Annotated in this window: 12 protein-coding genes; 9 read left to right on the forward strand and 3 right to left on the reverse strand. The window is 66.2% G+C overall.

Annotated elements, in window-relative coordinates:
- The first annotated feature begins 21 nt into the window (after positions 1 to 21).
- The 7 genes from ABS88_RS16320 to ABS88_RS16350 all read left to right on the forward strand — a co-directional run bounded on the left by ABS88_RS16320 (position 22) and on the right by ABS88_RS16350 (position 10,430).
- Positions 22 to 801 carry a class I mannose-6-phosphate isomerase gene (locus ABS88_RS16320; protein ID WP_286750152.1) on the forward strand — a complete coding sequence of 260 codons (780 nt, stop codon included), beginning with the start codon at positions 22 to 24 and terminating at the stop codon, positions 799 to 801.
- 36 nt (positions 802 to 837) lie between these two features.
- On the forward strand, positions 838 to 1,896 hold the full coding sequence (locus tag ABS88_RS16325; RefSeq protein ID WP_286750153.1) for a mannose-1-phosphate guanylyltransferase/mannose-6-phosphate isomerase: 1,059 nt from the start codon (positions 838 to 840) through the stop codon (positions 1,894 to 1,896).
- 67 nt (positions 1,897 to 1,963) lie between these two features.
- On the forward strand, positions 1,964 to 4,036 hold the full coding sequence (locus ABS88_RS16330) for an alpha/beta hydrolase family protein (RefSeq protein WP_286750154.1): 2,073 nt from the start codon (positions 1,964 to 1,966) through the stop codon (positions 4,034 to 4,036).
- Positions 4,037 to 4,196: 160 nt separating this feature from the next.
- A complete protein-coding gene (locus ABS88_RS16335; protein WP_286750155.1) occupies positions 4,197 to 6,968 on the forward strand; it encodes a valine--tRNA ligase in 2,772 nt (923 codons plus the stop codon).
- A complete protein-coding gene (locus tag ABS88_RS16340; protein WP_237233494.1) occupies positions 6,965 to 8,422 on the forward strand; it encodes an MATE family efflux transporter in 1,458 nt (485 codons plus the stop codon). Before ABS88_RS16335 ends, ABS88_RS16340 begins: the two co-directional genes overlap by 4 nt.
- Before the next feature lie 101 nt (positions 8,423 to 8,523).
- Positions 8,524 to 9,696 carry a sensor histidine kinase gene (locus tag ABS88_RS16345; protein ID WP_067110166.1) on the forward strand — a complete coding sequence of 391 codons (1,173 nt, stop codon included), beginning with the start codon at positions 8,524 to 8,526 and terminating at the stop codon, positions 9,694 to 9,696.
- Entirely contained in the window at positions 9,696 to 10,430 is a 735-nt protein-coding gene (locus ABS88_RS16350; protein WP_286750160.1) for a LytR/AlgR family response regulator transcription factor, read from the forward strand. Before ABS88_RS16345 ends, ABS88_RS16350 begins: the two co-directional genes overlap by 1 nt.
- Before the next feature lie 198 nt (positions 10,431 to 10,628).
- Here ABS88_RS16350 and ABS88_RS16355 read toward each other — a convergent pair whose 3' ends face one another.
- Both ABS88_RS16355 and ABS88_RS16360 read right to left on the reverse strand, forming a co-directional pair.
- Complete coding sequence (locus tag ABS88_RS16355) at positions 10,629 to 11,036, reverse strand: hypothetical protein (RefSeq protein WP_156483069.1); 408 nt, start codon at positions 11,034 to 11,036, stop codon at positions 10,629 to 10,631.
- 114 nt (positions 11,037 to 11,150) lie between these two features.
- Positions 11,151 to 13,256 (reverse strand): M13 family metallopeptidase, encoded by a 2,106-nt coding sequence (locus ABS88_RS16360; protein ID WP_286750156.1) that lies wholly within the window; start codon positions 13,254 to 13,256, stop codon positions 11,151 to 11,153.
- A gap of 179 nt (positions 13,257 to 13,435) precedes the next feature.
- Here ABS88_RS16360 and uvrA point away from each other — a divergent pair, with 179 nt between their 5' ends.
- Positions 13,436 to 16,420 (forward strand): excinuclease ABC subunit UvrA, encoded by a 2,985-nt coding sequence (gene uvrA, locus ABS88_RS16365; RefSeq protein WP_286750157.1) that lies wholly within the window; start codon positions 13,436 to 13,438, stop codon positions 16,418 to 16,420.
- Between the two features lie 132 nt (positions 16,421 to 16,552).
- Here the strand turns inward: uvrA and ABS88_RS16370 are convergent, their stop codons facing one another.
- On the reverse strand, positions 16,553 to 16,861 hold the full coding sequence (locus tag ABS88_RS16370; protein WP_286750158.1) for a putative quinol monooxygenase: 309 nt from the start codon (positions 16,859 to 16,861) through the stop codon (positions 16,553 to 16,555).
- 186 nt (positions 16,862 to 17,047) lie between these two features.
- Between ABS88_RS16370 and ABS88_RS16375 the strand changes: the two genes are divergently transcribed.
- A partial coding sequence (locus ABS88_RS16375; RefSeq protein WP_286750159.1) for a substrate-binding domain-containing protein occupies positions 17,048 to 17,665 on the forward strand: 618 nt, incomplete at its 3' end.

Below are 17,665 nucleotides of genomic sequence, written 5' to 3' on the forward strand. Positions count from 1 at the left end.
GTGCGCCTGCAAACGCTTGTCGTGGAAAAGCCCTGGGGCCGAACCGACATACCCAGGGATTTCGGCGATTTCGGCGGCCGCCGGATCGGGGAAATCTGGTTTGCCCATCCCGATGGCGACGATGCGCCGATCCTGGTCAAATTCCTCTTCACCTCCGAACGCCTGTCGATTCAGGTCCATCCCGACGATGCGGCGGCGCAGGCCGCCGGCTTCGCACGCGGCAAGGACGAGTGCTGGCTGGTGCTCGATTCCGATCCCGGCGCCGAGCTCGGGGTCGGGCTGGTCGCCGAGACGTCGCGCGAGGCGCTGCGCGACGCCGCGCTCGATGGATCGATCGTCGACATGATCGACTGGCGGCCTGCACGGGAAGGCGATTTCGTCTATAATCGGGCGGGGACGATCCACGCGATCGGCGCCGGGCTGACGGTGGTCGAGGTGCAGCAGAATGTCGACTGCACCTATCGGCTCTACGATTACGGCCGGCCGCGCGAATTGCACCTCGACGCCGGGCTGGCGGTCGCGGCGCCGGGGCCGCGCCCCGATTCGCGCGACGGCCGCGTCGAGCCGGACGACAACCGCCTGTTGGTCGACGGCCCGCATTTCCGCCTGCTGCATCTGGCGGGCCCGGACGCCGCGGCAATGCTGCCCCAGACCGACGGCGCCTACAGCTTCGTACCGCTCTCGCCGGGGTGCCGCGTCGATGACGAGGCGGTGGCGCTCGGCGAGTGCGTCGTCATCGACCGCGCCGACGGCATCGCGCTGGCCCCGAATGCCCGCGCCCTTCTGTGCTGGCCTTGCTGATGGCGATGCGGGGCGAAGGGTGGTAACAGGAAGTCCATGATCGTCCCCGTCATCCTGTCCGGCGGATCGGGCACCCGCTTGTGGCCCGTGTCGACCAGCGCCGCGCCCAAGCAGTTCCAGCCGCTGATCGGCGAAGTCAGCCTGTTTCGCCAGACGCTGGATCGCGTCGCCGATCGCGCGCGCTTCGCCGCGCCGCTGGTCGTCTGCGGCCCCGGGCACGTCGCGCCGGTCGAGGCCGATCTGGCGGCGGCGGGAATCGCCGACGCGCGGGTCATCGTCGAACCCGCGGCGCGCAACACCGCCCCGGCGATCGCGCTGGCCGCACGCGCCTGCGACCCCGATTCGCTGCTTCTCGTCATGCCCGCCGATCATGTCATGACCGACGTCACCGCATTCCTGCGCGCGATCGACACGGCGCGCCCCGCGGTCGAAGCGGGCGCGATCGCGACCTTCGGGATCGCGCCGTCGCATCCCGAAACCGGCTATGGCTATATCGCGGCGGGCGAAGTGCATCCCGATGCGCCCGGCGTTCACAGCGTCAGGCGCTTCGTCGAAAAGCCTCCGCGCGAGCGAGCGGAGGCGATGCTCGCCGAAGGCGGCCATTACTGGAACGCCGGCATCTTCCTGATGCGCGCCGATCATTTCCTGACCGAGCTCGAACGCCAGCAACCGGCGATGGCCGCGGCCTGCACCGCCGCCATGACGGACGCACGGCACGATGGCGGACGCGTCCATCCCGACACCGACGCCTTCCTGCACAGCCCCGCCGATTCGATCGACTATGCGGTGATGGAGCGCGCTGACCGGGTCGTCGTCGCGCCGGTCGATCCCGGCTGGTCCGACGTCGGCGGCTGGGCGGCGCTGCACACGCTCGGCGCGAAGGACGACGCCGGCAACGTCCGCATCGGCGACGTCGTCACGCTCGACGCCGAACGCAACTATCTGCGCGCCGACGGCGGCAAGCGCATCGCCGTGGTCGGTGTATCCGACCTGATCGTGGTGACGCACGGCGACGACATCTTGGTCATCCCACGCGAGCGCGCGCAGGAGGTCAAGGCGATCGTCGAATATCTGGCCGCGCACCCACCGCGCTGACGCGGGAAGCTCTGTCCGTCCGCAGTAGTGCCCTTGCGCCGCGCGGCGGCGGCGTTAAACCGCTTTCATGCGAAACCATCTCCTGTCCAGCGCGATCGCGCTCGCCGCCGTCCTGTCCACCCCCGCTCTCGCCCGGCCGATGACCGAGGTCGATCTGGCGACAATGAAGCGCGTTGCCGCTCCCGCCGCCTCGCCCGACGGACGCTGGGTCGCATTCCAGATCACCGAGACCGAGGCGGAGTCCTACAAGCGCTCGACCGGCCTGTGGCTTCTCGACCGCAAGGCGAAGGGAGCAGTACCGGTGCGCATCGCCGACACCCCCGGCAAGAACGAGACGAGCCCGGCGTTCGGCCCCGATGGCGCGCTTTACTTCCTCTCCGACGCGTCGGGCAGCGACCAGCTCTGGCGAATCGCCGTCGGCGACGGCAGCGCCCCGGCAACGCAGGTCACCAGCGAGAAGGCCGACGTCGCGGGCTTCAAGCTGTCGCCCGATGGCCAGCGCCTGCTCGTCTGGGGCGACGTGCCGCGCGAGTGCACGAGCTTCGGCTGCGATGCGAAGGAAAAAGGCGCGCTCGTCGGACCGGGCAGCGGCCGCCACTACAAGGACGGCGTCGGTTTCGTCCGCCACTGGGATCAATGGGAGACGCCGGGCACCTACAGCCGCCCCTTCGTCTTCGATCTCGTCGACGGCAAAGCGACCGCGGGGCGCGCGGTCGATGGCGCGCTGATCGGCGACACGCCGTCGAAACCCTTCGGCGGCGGCGAGGAACTCGCCTGGGGTGCCGACAGCCGCACGATCTTCTTCACGCTGCGCAAGGCCGACCGCGACGAACCGACCTCGACCAACCTCGACATCTATAAGGCGAAGGTCGATGCGCGCATCGCGCCGATCAATCTGACCGAAGCCAACAAGGCGACCGACACGCTGCCCTCCCCCTCCCCCGACGGCAAGTGGCTCGCCTATGCCGCGATGGCGCGACCCGGCTATGAAAGCGACCGGCAGGTGGTGATGCTGCGCAATCTCGAAAACGGCGAGACGCGCAAGCTGACCGACGCCTGGGATCGCTCGGTCGCCTCGATCGCCTGGGCACCCGGCGGCAAGGCGCTCTACGTCACCGCGCAGGAGGTTCTCGACCATCCCGTCTTCCGCGTCGATGTTGCGACAGGCAAGGTCGAGCGACTGAAGGCGTCGAACGCCGCGACCGAGGGCAATATCGGCGACGTGACCCCGCTCGCCGACGGCGGCCTGCTCTATTCGCGCAATTCGATCCTGCTGCCGACCGACCTCTACCTCCGCGATGCCAAGGGCAAGGTCACCCAACTCACCGACGCCAACGCCGCAACGCTCGCCGAACTCGATCCGGTCAAGGTCGAACGCATGCAGTTCGCCGGTGCGAACGGCGACACGGTGTGGGGTCAGATCGTCAAGCCTGCCAATGCCACCGGCAAGCTGCCCGTCGCCTTCCTCGTCCACGGCGGCCCGCAGGGCAGTTTCGGCGACAGCTGGTCGACGCGCTGGAACCCGCGCCTGTTCGCGCAGCAGGGCTATGGCGCGGTGACCGTCGATTTTCACGGCTCGACCGGCTATGGTCAGGCCTTTACCGACAGCATCAACAAGGACTGGGGCGGCAAGCCGCTCGAAGACCTGAAGCTCGGCCTTGCCGCTGCAGGGCAGAAAGATGCGCAGCTCGACATCGGCAACGCCTGCGCGCTCGGGGCCTCCTATGGCGGCTACATGATGAACTGGATCGCCGGGCAATGGATCGACGGCTTCAAATGCCTCGTCCAGCACGATGGCGTCTTCGACGCGCGCGCCATGGCCTATGAGACCGAGGAGCTGTGGTTCGACGAATGGGAGCACGGCGGCCCCTATTTCGCGGTTCCCGAAGAATATGAGAAATGGAATCCGGTGAACCATGTCGACAAGTGGAAGACGCCGATGCTGGTGATCACCGGCGAGAAGGATTTCCGCATTCCCTATACGCAGGGGCTCGCAGCTTTCACCGCGCTTCAGCGGCGGGGGGTGCCGTCCGAACTGCTCGTCTTCCCCGACGAGAATCACTGGGTGCTGAAGGGCGCAAACAGCGTCCAGTGGCACCGCACGGTGTTCGACTGGATGAAGCGCTATCTGAAGAAATAGCCTTCTATTTCCCGCCTCTCGTCACCCCGGATTTGATCCGGGGTCCCGCTGATCCCACAAAAGCAGGATGCCGGATCGCGTCTGGCATGACGAAAGAGGCGGGGCGGCGAAACGATCACCCCCTTGCCGCATCGCAGCATGGCTGGCAAAGGCCCCGGTCATGCCGATGGAAAAAACCTTCGATCCCGCCGCCATAGAAGCGAAATGGGCCCATGAGTGGGAGAACCGCGGGCTGTTCCGCCCCGCGCGCCCGAATGCGCAGCCCTTCACCATCGTCAACCCGCCGCCCAACGTCACCGGCGCGCTGCATATCGGTCATGCTCTCGACAACACGCTGCAGGACGTGCTCGTCCGCTACGAGCGGCTGCGCGGCAAGGACGCGCTGTGGGTGGTCGGCACCGATCATGCCGGCATCGCGACCCAGATGGTCGTCGAGCGCCAGCTGGAAGCGCGGCAGGACAAGCGCACCAACTACACGCGCGACGAATTCGTCGAGAAGGTCTGGGAATGGAAAGCGACAAGCGGCGGCCAGATCACCCGCCAGCTTCGCCGGCTCGGCTGTTCGATGGACTGGAGCCTAAATTCCAGAGACAATAACGGGCAGTTCACGATGGACCCGCATTTCACCCGCGCGGTGGTCAAGGTGTTCGTCGATCTGCACCGGCAGGGCCTGATCTATCGCGACAAGCGCCTCGTGAACTGGGACCCCAAGCTCAAGACCGCGATTTCGGATCTGGAAGTCGATGCCCGCGAAGTGAACGGCCACATGTGGCACTTCAAATATCCGCTCGCGGGCGGCGAAACCTATCGCTATGTCGAGCGCGACGGCGACGGCACCATCCTGTTCGAGGAAGAGCGCGACTATATTTCGATCGCGACGACGCGGCCGGAAACGATGCTGGGCGACGGGGCCGTGGCGGTCCATCCCGACGACGAACGCTATCGCCCCATCGTCGGGAAGCTGTGCGAAATCCCGGTCGGCCCCAAGGAACATCGACGGCTGATCCCGATCATCACCGACGATTATCCCGATCCGAATTTCGGTTCGGGCGCAGTCAAGATCACGGGCGCGCACGACGAAAACGACTACGGCGTCGCGCAGCGCAACGGCATCCCCATGTATCGCCTGATGGACGAAGTGGCGGCGATGCGAACCGATGGCCCCAGCTATGCGGAGGCCGCCGCCCGCGCGAAGGCCATCGCCATGGGGGAGAAGGTCACGGCGGCCGAAGTCGACAAGCTGAACCTCGTCCCGGAAGCCTATCGCGGGCTCGACCGATATGAGGCGCGTAAGCGGGTCGTGGCCGACATCGACGCCGAAGGGTTGATGATCAAGGTCGAGGACAAGCTGATCATGCAACCGTTCGGCGACCGCGGCGGCGTGGTGATCGAACCGATGCTGACCGATCAATGGTATGTCGATGCCAAGACGCTGGCGCAGCCGCCGATGCAGGCGGTGCGCGACGGACGCATCCGGATCGTCCCGAAGACGTGGGAAAAAACCTTCTTCAACTGGATGGAGAATATCCAGCCGTGGTGCGTGTCGCGCCAGCTCTGGTGGGGACACCGGATTCCGGCGTGGTATGCCGCAGACGGCCGCATCTTCGTCGCCGAGACCGAGGAAGAGGCGCAGGCCGAAGCAGGTGCAGGCGTCGCCCTTACCCGCGACCCCGACGTCCTCGACACCTGGTTCTCCTCCGCACTGTGGCCTTTCGCGACGCTCGGCTGGCCCGACGATACCGAAATGCTGCGCCGCCATTATCCGAACGACGTTCTCGTCTCGGGTTTCGACATCCTGTTCTTCTGGGATGCGCGCATGGCGATGCAGGGGATGCACTTCATGAACGAGGTGCCGTGGAAGACGCTTTATCTCCACGGCCTCGTCCGCGCGCCCGACGGGCAGAAGATGTCGAAATCGAAGGGCAACGTCGTCAATCCGCTCGGCCTGATCGACCAATATGGCGCCGACGCGCTGCGCTTTTTCATGGCGGCGATGGAAAGCCAGGGCCGCGACATCAAGATGGATGACGCGCGTCTCGCGGGCTATCGCAACTTCGCGACCAAGCTGTGGAACGCCGCACGTTTCTGCGAGGCCAACGGCATTTCGGCCTCGACCAGCCTCGCAGCGCCCGCGGCGAGCCTGCCAGTCAACCGCTGGATCATCGGCGAGGTTACCGACACCGTCGCCGCGATGGAAAAGGCGTTCGCCGCCTTCCGCTTCGACGACGCCGCGAATGCGATCTACAGCTTCGCGTGGGACCGCTTCTGCGACTGGTATCTGGAACTGATCAAGGGTTCGATCGATGAAGAGACGAAAGCCGTCGCCGGCTGGGTTCTCGATCAGATCCTCGTCATGCTCCATCCCTTCATGCCCTTCATCACCGAAGAACTTTGGACCGGCCTCGGCGACCGCGCGGGTTACCCGCTGATCACCGCGAAATGGCCCGAGCCGCAGGCGCAGCGCGATACGCAGGCGAGCGCCGACATCGACTGGCTGATCAAGCTGGTCGGCGAATTGCGCGGGGCCAAGGCCGAGCTCGGCCTGCCGCCGGGCGCGCGCCTGACCGCGCATTTCCCGGCGTCGCTGAGGGAACGCACCGATACGCTCGCGGCGCAACTCGATCGCCTCGCGCGGCTCGACGCGATCCGCTTCGATCCCGCGCCGGCGGGAGCGTCGGCGCAGCTTGTCGTAGAGGGAGAGACGATCACCGTCCCGCTCGAAGGCGTGATCGACATCGCCGCCGAGCGCGACCGTCTGTCGAAGGCGCTCGCCGCAGCCGTCAAGGAGCGCGACAGCCTCGCCGGGCGCCTCGCCAATCCGAATTTCGTCGAGCGCGCAAAACCCGAAGCGGTCGAAAAGGCGCGCGCCGACCATGATGCCAAGGCGGCCGAGGCCGACCGGCTGACCGCCGCACTGGCGCGGCTGGGGTGAAGGAAGAGGCACCCGTCGCGCCCGTCGTCGCCGCGGCCGACCCCGCTTCGGGGCCGGTGCCGCCGCGCCAGACCGCGCGCGGCAATGGGCGGCTCGACCTGACCGACGGGCCGATCACGCGGACACTGGTCCTTTTCGCGCTGCCGACGCTGGCGTCGAATATTCTCCAGACGCTCTCGGGCTCGGTGAATTCGGTGTGGGTGGGGCAATTCCTCGGCGAAAGCGCGCTCGCCGCGACCGCCAATGCGAATATCGTCATGTTCCTGATGTTCGCGACCTTCTTCGGTTTCGGCATGGCGGCGACGGTACTGATCGGCCAGTCGATCGGCCGCGGCGACATCGATGCCGCGCGCCGCGCGTCGGGCGGCGCGATCGGCCTGTCGCTGTTCTTCTCGCTCGTCATCGCGGTCGTCGGCTGGTTCGCCTCGGATGCGATCCTGCGCCTGCTCGAAACCCCGGCGGAGGCCTTTGGGCTCGCGCACGACTATCTGCGCGTCACCTTCATCGCAATCCCCGCCAGCATGCTGATGGTTACGCTGATGATGGCGTCGCGCGGCGCGGGCGACGCGGTGACGCCACTGCGCTTCATGATCCTGTCGGTCGTGCTCGACATCGTGCTCAATCCCGTGCTGATCCTCGGCCTGGGCCCCTTCCCGCGCCTCGGCATCACGGGGAGCGCGCTCGCCACCGCCAGCTCCGGGACGATCAGCCTCGTCGCGATGCTTGTCTGGTTCTACGCCAGGGATCATGTCCTGCGCCTGCGCGGCCGCGAACTCGCTTATTTGATCCCAAAGATCGACGAACTGCGCTTCATCGTCGCCAAAGGCGTACCGATGGGCGCACAGATGCTCGTCATCTCGGGCGCCGGGCTGGTCATGGTCGGCCTCGTCAACCGCGAGGGGCTGGTGACGGCGGCGGCTTATGGCGCGACGCTCCAGCTCTGGAATTACGTCCAGATGCCCGCGCTCGCGGTCGGCGCCGCGGTCAGCGCGATGGCGGCGCAGAATATCGGCGCGCACAGGTGGGACCGCGTCACCGCGATCACCAACAGCGGCATGGCGATCAACCTCGCGATGACGGGGGTGCTGATCGCGCTCCTGCTCGCTTTCGACCGCGCCGCGCTCGGCCTGTTCCTCGGCAGCGGCAGCGAGGCAGTCGACGTCGCGCGGCACGCCCAATATATCGCGACCTGGACCTTCCTCCCCTTCGGCACGACAATCGTTCTGATCGGCACGCTGCGCGCCAACGGATCGGTGGTGCCGCCGCTGATCATCCTGTTCCTGTCGATGTTCCCGATCCGTCTCGGCATCTATCATTTCGCCTATCCGTGGCTCGGCGGCGACGCGATCTGGTGGAGCTTCCCGCTGTCGTCGCTCACCTCGCTGGCGATGGCCTGGTGGGTGTATCAGCGCGGCAACTGGCGCAGAACCATGCCGCAGCCGGGGGTCGGATGAGGGCGCGGCACCCGACGACTTTCGACCAAGGCGCCCGCCGCTTCGACTGGCGGTTCGAAGCCCGCTGGCCTCGTCCCCGCCTTTACGGCTAGACCGGCGCCATGAACCGCGACCGCCACCCCGACCCGATGCGCGAGCAGCGCGCGCGCATGCTTGCGGCAGCGCCCGACTGGCGTGCGTCCGACGCGCGCGTCAACCCGCGCGTCGCCATCGGGTCGATCATCGCGATGTGGCTGCTCTATTTCCTGATCACGACGGGGCTTTCGGCGCTGACCGGCGCGCCGGGGCAATGGTCCTTCATCAACCAACGCGGCATCGTCGTGGTCGCCGGAATCCTCTGCACCTTCCTGCTCTATCAACTTCTCCAGCGTGTCCAGCCGCGCAGCTTCGGCGCGCGGCTCGCCGTCGCGATGGGGGCGGCGGTGCCGCTCGTCGCCCTTTATGCGAGCATCAACATGCTCGTCTTCTTCTATTGGTTTCCGTCGGACGAGACGGCCAAGATCATCGAGGATCTGCACGACAAATATCCGATCGCCTGGGAACTGGTGCTCATCCTCGACAGTTCGATCCGCTGGTATTTCTTCTTCGCGGTGTGGGCCGCGCTCTACGTCGCGCTCGGCTACGCGAACGAGATGCGCGCGGTCGAACGGCGCGCCAACGCCTATCGCCTCGAGGCGAAGAATGCGCAGCTTCGCGCGCTGCACTATCAGGTCAACCCGCATTTCCTGTTCAACACGCTCAATTCCTTGTCGACGCTCGTCATGCGCGGTTCGCAGAGCGAGGCGGAGGCGATGATCATGAACCTCTCCTCCTTCCTGCGGTCGAGTCTCGAGGTCGACCCCGAACAATTGGTCAGCCTCGACGAGGAGATCGCCCTCCAGCGTCTCTATCTCGACATCGAACAGGCGCGTTTCCCCGACCGGCTGCAGGTCGCGGTCGACGTGCCCGACGCGCTCGGCAATGCGTGCGTCCCGGTCCTGATCCTGCAGCCCGTCATCGAAAATGCGATCAAATATGGCGTCGCGCCCAGCAAGGGCCGCATCGGCATCCGCGTCACCGTGTCGAGCGACTACGGTCTGCTGATCCTGCGGGTCGAGAATGACGTCGACCCCGCGGCGCCCGCGCCCGATCCGGGGATCGGCCTTGGCCTCGGCAACGTGCGCGAGCGGCTGATCACGCGCTATGGACCCGTCGCGGGGTGCGAGTGGGGGCGGTCCGGCAAGGGCGGCTTCTACGTCTCACTCTGGCTGCCGCTGGCGCGGGACGGATGCTGATGCCGCCGACGCTGCGCACCCTGATCGTCGACGACGAGCCGCTCGCGATCGAGCGGCTGCAGATTCTCGCGGGGCAGCAGGACGGCATCGCACTCGTCGGCACCGCGGGTGACGGCGCCTCTGCGCTGCGCATGGTCGGAGCGCTCGCGCCCGACCTCGTGCTGTGCGACATCGCGATGCCGGACCTCAATGGCATCGAGGTCGCGGCGGCGATCGACAAGCTCGACAACCCGCCGGCCGTGGTTTTCGTCACCGCCTTCGACCGTTATGCGGTCGCGGCCTTCGATGTCGCGGCGGTCGACTATCTGCTCAAGCCCGTGTCTCCCGACCGGCTGGCTCGCGCGATCGCGCGCGTACGCGAATGGCGCCAGACCGACCACAGCCACGACATCAAAAGCCGATGGATCAACGAATTCTGGGTCCAGAACCGCGGCGAGATGCTGCGTATCGACGCCGGGCAGGTCGACCTGATCGAAGCCGAGCGCGATTATATGCGCCTGCATGTCGGCAACCGGAGTTGGCTGATCCACCAGACGATCAAATCGCTCGAAGAACGGATGAATCCCGAACAGTTCATCCGCATCCACCGATCGAAGATGGTCCGCCGCGGCGGCATCGTCGGGCTCAAACATCATGGCGACGGCGCGTGGAGCGTCGATCTGGGCGAAGGCGGGCTGCATCGCATCGGCCGCACTTACCTGCACGACGTCAAGGCGATCATGCAGGGGCGGTGATCCTGCCATAGCCACCGGTATGAAGCGGAACACGCAGGCCCGGACCGGGGTAGACCGTCGCCTCCGTGTTCCACATCCGCATCATGCCGCGCGATGCGGCGATTCTCGGCCCGCTTTCGATCGACTCCTGTGGCCGGTCGACGGGCCGACGAAAGTCGCCCGACGATCGACCAACGGCGTCCGTATCAGCGCCTCATGTCAGCGCTGCGGTTCGGGCAATGGATGCGCGCAACGCGTGGTGTCACCGGCCTTGCAGGCCGCGACATCGGCTTCCCACTGCATCCGTTCCTCGGCGCCCATCGCCGCGACGCGGGCCTTCTCCGCCTCGTAGGCCGCGGTTTCGGCGGCGTATTTCTCCTGCTCCGCCTGTTCCTGCGCAGCGGCGGCAGCGACCTCCTGCTCATAGGTGACATTCTCGGCCTTCGCCCGCGCCGCCTGTTCCGCGTTGAGCCGCGCGGTATTCGCACGCTCTTCCGGTGTCGTGCCGTCGGGTTTGGTCTGGACGGCAGCGGCCGTGTCGGCGGCGTCGGGTTCGGTCTGGGCAGTAGCCTGCCCGGCTCCGAACAGCGCCAGCGCGGCGGTCGCGGCCAATAGCATCCTGGTCATCGAAGTTTCTCCTTCACGGCAACGGCGATTGCTTGCCGTGCAAACGCCTTCGCCGCGAAGCCGTTCCCAGACGGCCCGGGTTCGGACGGCCGCTATAGGCACGCCGTTCGCGACCTACCAGATCCGTGTCCGCGCCTCTGGCTTCAGATAATATTTTGCATCCGCCGGCACATCGAACGCCTTGTACCAGGCATCGACGTTGCGCAGCGGCCCGATGATGCGCCAGCGTGACGGGCTGTGTTCGTCGCTCGCCACCTGCTGCTTGATCGCATCGTCGCGCGCCTTGTTGCGCCACGCCTGCGCGAAAGCGAGGAAGAAGCGCTGGTCGCCGGTCAGCCCGTCGATGACCGGTGCCTCCTTGCCGCCCAACGAGCGGTGGTAGGCATCATAGGCGATCTCCAGCCCGCCCAGGTCGGCGATATTCTCTCCCATCGTCAGTTCGGGATTGATGAAGGCGCCCGGTGCCGCCTCATAGGTCGCATATTGCGCGCCGAACCCTTTCGCCTGCGCCTCGAAGCGCGCGGCGTCCTCGGCGGTCCACCAGTCGCGCACCGCGCCTTCGGCATCGATCTTGCGTCCCTGGTCGTCGAAGCCGTGCACGATCTCGTGCCCGATCACCGCCCCGATCGCGCCATAGTTGACCGCGTCGTCGACGGACTCGCTGAAGAAGGGCGCCTGAAGAATGCCGGCGGGAAAGACGATCTTGTTTTCCAGCCCGCCGTTATAGGCGTTCACTTCCTGCGGGTTCATCGCCCATTTCTTGCGATCGACCGGCTTGCCGAGGTCGGATAGCAGATAGGCATATTCGAAAGCGGCGCTGCGTTCGACGTTGCCATAGAGGTCGGCAGGATCGATCTTCAGTCCCGAATAGTCGCGCCACTTGTCGGGGTAGCCGACCATCACGTCCATCCGTGCGAGCTTGGCGAGCGCCGCCTCCTTTGTCGCGGGCGCCATCCAGTCGTTGGCGCGGATGCGGTCGGCCATCGCCAGCTTCAGATTCGCGACGAGCTTCTCCATTTCCGCCTTGGCGCTCGGCGGGAAATAGGCGTGGGCATAGGTTTCGCCGACCAGTTCGCCGAGGCTGCCGTCGACGAGCCGCAGGCCCCGTTTCCAGCGCGGCCGCAACTCCGCGACACCGCTCATCGCCTTGGTGAATTCGAACCGGCTGTCGACCCAGTCCTTCGACAGATAGTTCGCCGCATTGTCGGCGACGTGGAACTGCTGCCACGCCTTGATCGTGTCGAGCGGCGTCTTCGCATAGAGAGCAGCGATGTCGCGAACGGCGGTGTTTTCGTTGACGATGATGCGCTTCTGAGGCGCGATCCCGGCGCCGGCGAACCAGGCCGCCCAGTCGAGTCCGGGCGCATAGGCGGCCAGTTCGTCGGACGACATCGGATTGTTGATCTTGCCGAGGTCGCGGCGGTCGGCGATCGGCCAGCTCGCCCGGGCGATTCCGGTTTCGAACGCCAGGATCGCATCCGCCGCCTTTTCGGGCGCCGGATCGCCGATCATCGTCATCGTCCGCACGATATAGGCGCGATAGGCATCGCGCTGCGCCTGGAAATCGTCCGACAGATAATATTCGCGGTCGGGCAGCCCCAATCCGCTCTGGCCGAGCCACAGCACGTTCGTCGTCGGATCGGCCGAGTCGGCATAGGGCTCGCCGGAAACGACGCTGAAACCGAAGGCGCCCTGCGATTGCCCCATGAAGCGCGCCATCGCGCTCTTGTCCCCGATCGCCCGCACCCTGGCGATGTCGACCATCAGCGGTTTGCTGCCCAGTGCCTCGACCCGCGCTTCGTCCATGAAACTCTGGTAGAGGCCACCGAGCTGGCTGATCGCCGGTGCGCCCGTCACCAGTTGGCGGAGCTGGCGCTGGGTCAGATTATAGACGTCGTAATCGACCCCCGCCGACGGCTGGTCGGCCGGAATCTCGGTGCGCGCGGACCAGCCGCCGTTGGCATATCGGTCGAAATCGTCGCCCGGCTTCACCGACGGATCGCGCGCCGACAGGTCGACGCCCCACGCCCCGAAGGTCAGCGCCCGAAGCGACGCCGCGTCCGCATCTGCCGCTGCGGCAGACGCCGTCGTATCGCGCGCCGGCGCCGGCATCCCCGCCAGCATCGCGGCCATCGCCAGCATCGCCGCCCCCATGTGGATCGACTTCATCTTCTTCTCCCCGTTTCGCACGCCGTCGCGGTCGGACGGCGGATATGCCATGCTTGTTCGCCCTTGGCGGCAGGGGGTCAAGCGAGCGGGCGAACATTGGTCGAAGGGTTCGGCGGGTTGGTGGAAAGTTCGCGTCGATCGTCGCATTGCGGGCCACCTTCGTGCTTCCTATTTAAGAGGCGACGCTCGCCTCTTGCGCGTCGAGAACAAATCTGGAACACACCCCTCCCATGAGTCTCACCCACATTTCGGTGCGCGGCGCGCGCGAGCATAATCTCAAGGGCGTCGACGTCGACCTGCCGCGCGACAGCCTGATCGTCATCACCGGCCTTTCCGGGTCGGGCAAGTCCAGCCTCGCCTTCGACACCATCTATGCCGAGGGGCAGCGGCGCTATGTCGAGAGCCTGTCCGCCTATGCGCGCCAATTCCTCGAGATGATGCAGAAACCCGACGTCGAACATATCGACGGTCTGTCGCCGGCGATCAGCATCGAGCAGAAGACGACGAGCCGCAACCCGCGCTCGACCGTCGCGACCGTCACCGAGATTTACGACTATATGCGCCTGTTATGGGCGCGCGTCGGCATCCCCTATTCGCCCGCCACCGGCGAGCCGATCAGCGCGCAGACGGTCAGCCAGATGGTCGACCGCGTAATGGAATTGCCCGAAGGCACGCGCGCCTATCTGCTCGCCCCCGTCGTGCGGGGCCGCAAGGGCGAATATCGCAAGGAACTGGCGCAGTGGCAGAAGGAAGGCTTCACCCGCGTCCGCATCGACGGCGAATTCCACGCGATCGAGGATGCCCCCGCGCTCGACAAGAAATACAAGCATGACATCGAGGTCGTCGTCGATCGCATCGCGGTGCGCGAGGGCATCGAGACGCGGCTCGCCGACAGCTTCGAGACGGCGCTGAAGCTGGCCGAGGGGCTGGCCTATGTCGATCTGGCGGACACGACGGTGGCGGAGGCGCTGTCGTCTAATGGTAAGACTACGGATTCCAGTTCGTCCGTTCGTGCTGAGCTTGTCGAAGCACCGTCCTCCGAAGAACAGGGCGGCCCTTCGACAAGCTCAGGGCGAACGGGAATGAAGAATGTTGGGATACCGTCGAACCGCATCATCTTTTCCGAGAAATTCGCCTGCCCGGTCTCGGGCTTCACCATCGCCGAGATCGAACCGCGCCTGTTCAGCTTCAACGCGCCGCAGGGCGCCTGCCCCGCATGCGACGGGTTGGGCGAGCGGCTCGAATTCGATCCCGACCTTGTCGTCCCCAACCACGCGCTCAGCCTCAAGAAGGGCGCGGTGGTGCCGTGGGCGAAATCGAACCCGCCCTCCCCTTATTATATGCAGGTGCTCGAAAGCCTCGGCAAAGCCTATGGGTTCAGCCTCGAAACGCCGTGGCAGGACCTGCCCGGCGAGGTGCAGCTCGTCATCCTCTACGGCAGCGGCGGCAAGCCGGTCGAACTGACCTTCCGGGACGGCAAGCGCACCTATACCACGCACAAGCCGTTCGAGGGGGTGATCGGAAACCTCAACCGCCGCATGCTCCAGACCGAAAGCGCGTGGACGCGCGAGGAACTCGGCAAATATCAGACCGCGCAGCCGTGCGAGACCTGCCACGGCGCGCGCCTGCGCCCCGAACCGCTCGCGGTGAAGATCGCGGGCGAGGACATCAGCCAGTCGGCGCGGCGGTCGGTTGCAGACGCCCTCCACTGGTTCGGCACGCTCGAAGAGAAATTGAACGCGCAGCAGAAGCAGATCGCCAAGGCCATCCTCAAGGAGATCAACGAGCGGCTCGGCTTCCTCAACAATGTCGGGCTCGACTATCTCAACCTCAACCGCACCAGCGGCACGCTGTCGGGCGGCGAAAGCCAGCGCATCCGCCTCGCCAGCCAGATCGGCAGCGGGCTGTCGGGCGTCCTCTACGTCCTCGACGAACCGTCGATCGGCCTCCACCAGCGCGACAACGACCGGTTGCTCGCGACGCTCAAGCGGCTGCGCAACCTCGGCAACACGGTGATCGTCGTCGAGCATGACGAGGATGCGATCCGCACCGCCGACCATATCGTCGACATGGGCCCCGGCGCCGGCGTTCATGGCGGCGAGGTGGTCGCCGAGGGCACGCTGGAACAGGTGCTGGCGAACGAGAAGAGCCTGACCGCCGCCTATCTGACCGGCGCGCGCCGGATCGAGGTGCCGCCGCATCGCCGCCCCGGCAACGGCTTCGACCTGGTGCTGAAGGGCGCGCGCGCGAACAATCTGCGGAACGTCACCGCGAAGATTCCGCTCGGCACCTTCACCTGCGTCACCGGGCTGTCGGGCAGCGGCAAGTCGAGCCTCGTCATCGACACGCTCTACGCCAGCGCGGCGCGCACGCTGAACGGCGCGCGCATGGTCGCCGGACCGCACGACAGCCTGTCGGGGCTCGAACATTGCGACAAGGTGATCGACATCGACCAGTCGCCGATCGGCCGCACCCCGCGCTCGAACCCCGCGACCTATACCGGCGCCTTCACCGTGATCCGCGACTGGTTCGCGGGGCTACCGGAGGCGCAGGCGCGCGGCTACAAGCCCGGCCGCTTCAGCTTCAACGTCAAGGGCGGGCGTTGCGAGACCTGCACCGGCGACGGGCTGATCAAGATCGAGATGCATTTCCTGCCCGACGTCTATGTGACGTGCGAAACGTGCGGCGGCAAACGCTACAATCGCGAAACGCTGGAGGTGAAGTTCAAGGGCAAGAGCATCGCCGACGTGCTCGACATGACGGTCGAGGATGCGGCGAAATTCTTCAAGGCGGTGCCCGCGATCCGCGACAAGATGGCGATGCTCGTCCGCGTCGGCCTCGGCTATATCAAGGTCGGGCAGCAGGCGACGACGCTGTCGGGCGGCGAGGCGCAGCGGGTGAAGCTGGCGAAGGAATTGTCGCGGCGCTCGACCGGGCAGACGCTCTACATCCTCGACGAGCCGACGACGGGGCTGCATTTCGAGGATGTCCGCAAGCTGCTCGAGGTGCTGCAGGCGCTGGTCGATCAGGGCAACAGCGTCGTGGTGATCGAGCATAATCTCGACGTCATCAAGACCGCCGACTGGATCGTCGACCTCGGCCCCGAAGGCGGCGTCAAGGGCGGCGAGATCGTCGCCGCGGGCACGCCCGAACAGGTGGTGAAGGAAAAGCGCAGCTTCACCGGGCAGTATCTGGCGCCGCTGCTGGGGAAATAAAGATGACTCCCCTCCCGCTCGCGGGAGGGGCCGGGGGTGGGCTGGCGGCGTCGCATTGGCCCACCCCGCTGCGACTAGCGAGCAAGCTCGCAAGTCTCGCTGCCCCTCCCGCAAGCGGGAGGGGAGGAAATCTCAGCCCATCAGCTTCGCGGTGATATCCTCGGCAGCATAGATGCGGATCACGGGCGGTTCGGGCGAGAGACGGCGCATTTCGGCGACGAAAGCCCCCGACGCCGGCACCGCGAAATGCGCTCGCACCGCGTCGGCGCTTTCCCATTCCTCGACGAACATCAGCCGGTCGGGGTTCTCGACATCGACATGGCAGTTATGCGCCAGACACCCCGCCTCGCCGCGCGACCGCGCGCTATGCTCGGCGCCGAGCGCGATCATGCGCTCGCGATTCTCGGGGGTGAGGATGACATGGCCGGTGATGAGGATCATCGCTGTTCGTTCCTTCCTGTTACGTTGGCAATGGCGGTCTTCGGCTCGTCACCATCACGGCGTCCATGACACTTATGTGACGCCCTCTGTCACATACGCGTCATACAAAACCCCCATTGGCGGCTCAGCGAGTCGCCCTCGGGGGTGGCGGCTTGGTTGGATAGCGACTCCCGACAGGATTTTTCCATGGCCAAGACATTTGCCCTTGCCATCGGCGTCGCGACCGCCGCGCTGGCGCTTTCCGCTTGTCAGGATCAGGCGGCATCGGGCGGCGGCGCGCGCGATTATATCAGCGCGGTCGGCTCCTCCACCGTCTATCCCTTTGCCACCGCGGCGGGCGAGAAATTCGCCGAGGCGACCGGCAACAAGGTGCCGAAGATCGACTCGACCGGCACCGGCGGCGGTTTCGAGCGCTTCTGCCAGGGTGTCGGCGGCGACACGCCCGATATCGCCAACGCCTCGCGCCGGATCAAGAAGAAGGAATTCGACAGCTGCGCCGCGAACGGCGTCAAGGACATCGTCGAAATCCAGATCGGCATCGACGGCATCGCGCTGGGCGAAGCGGCGCGCGGCCCCGGTTTCAGGCTGACCGAGGAAGATGTCTACAAGGCGCTCGCCGCCAATCCCTATGGCAAGCCGAACACCGCGAAGACGTGGAAGGACGTCAACCCCGCCCTCCCCGCGGTCGGCATCTCGGTCTTCGGTCCGCCGTCGACCAGCGGCACCTATGACGCGTTCAAGGAACTGATCATGGGCAAGGGCTGCGACGCCGACCCCGCGATGAAGGCGCTGAAGGACAGCGAC

The sequence above is a fragment of the Sphingopyxis sp. SCN 67-31 genome (genome assembly GCF_001725095.1).

Bases quoted from the DNA above. Each gene is read 5' to 3' on its own strand.
- ABS88_RS16325 (WP_286750153.1), top strand. From the start codon at position 838: ATGATCGTCCCCGTCATCCTGTCCGGCGGATCGGGCACCCGCTTGTGG.
- ABS88_RS16350 (WP_286750160.1), top strand. From the start codon at position 9,696: ATGCCGCCGACGCTGCGCACCCTGATCGTCGACGACGAGCCGCTCGCG.
- uvrA (WP_286750157.1), top strand. From the start codon at position 13,436: ATGAGTCTCACCCACATTTCGGTGCGCGGCGCGCGCGAGCATAATCTC.
- ABS88_RS16345 (WP_067110166.1), top strand. From the start codon at position 8,524: ATGAACCGCGACCGCCACCCCGACCCGATGCGCGAGCAGCGCGCGCGC.
- ABS88_RS16330 (WP_286750154.1), top strand. From the start codon at position 1,964: ATGCGAAACCATCTCCTGTCCAGCGCGATCGCGCTCGCCGCCGTCCTG.
- ABS88_RS16355 (WP_156483069.1), bottom strand. From the start codon at position 11,036: ATGACCAGGATGCTATTGGCCGCGACCGCCGCGCTGGCGCTGTTCGGA.
- ABS88_RS16335 (WP_286750155.1), top strand. From the start codon at position 4,197: ATGCCGATGGAAAAAACCTTCGATCCCGCCGCCATAGAAGCGAAATGG.
- ABS88_RS16360 (WP_286750156.1), bottom strand. From the start codon at position 13,256: ATGGCATATCCGCCGTCCGACCGCGACGGCGTGCGAAACGGGGAGAAG.
- ABS88_RS16370 (WP_286750158.1), bottom strand. From the start codon at position 16,861: ATGATCCTCATCACCGGCCATGTCATCCTCACCCCCGAGAATCGCGAG.